At 64.4% G+C, this 306-nt stretch carries 1 protein-coding gene; it reads right to left on the bottom strand.

The features are described 5' to 3' along the window. The coding region (locus EN818_RS31730; protein WP_135906728.1) for a proline dehydrogenase family protein at positions 1 to 306 on the bottom strand (306 nt) is incomplete at both ends.

The raw sequence follows: 306 nt of genomic DNA, 5'->3' as shown, positions 1-306 counted from the left end.
TTGGCTTTCCACCGTCGCCAGCGGATCGCGAGCGATCTCCTCCGGCTCGACCTCCTCGTCGGTCAGCTGGTGGACGAAGGAGGAGTTGGCGCCGTTTTCCAGGAGCCGCCGCACCAGATAGGCGAGCAGATCGGAATGGGCACCGACCGGAGCGTAGATGCGGCAGCGCGTCCGTTCAGACTTGCGCACCGTTTCGTGCAGGGATTCGCCCATGCCGTGCAGGCGCTGGAACTCGAAGGAATCGCGGTCCTTTGCCATCGACAGGATGGCCGCCACCGTGTGCGCGTTATGGGTGGCAAATTGCGG

The sequence above is a fragment of the Mesorhizobium sp. M3A.F.Ca.ET.175.01.1.1 genome, from assembly GCF_004791945.1.
In the GTDB taxonomy this organism is placed as follows: Bacteria; Pseudomonadota; Alphaproteobacteria; order Rhizobiales; family Rhizobiaceae; genus Mesorhizobium.
This window is presented reverse-complemented; position numbering and strand designations above follow the sequence as displayed.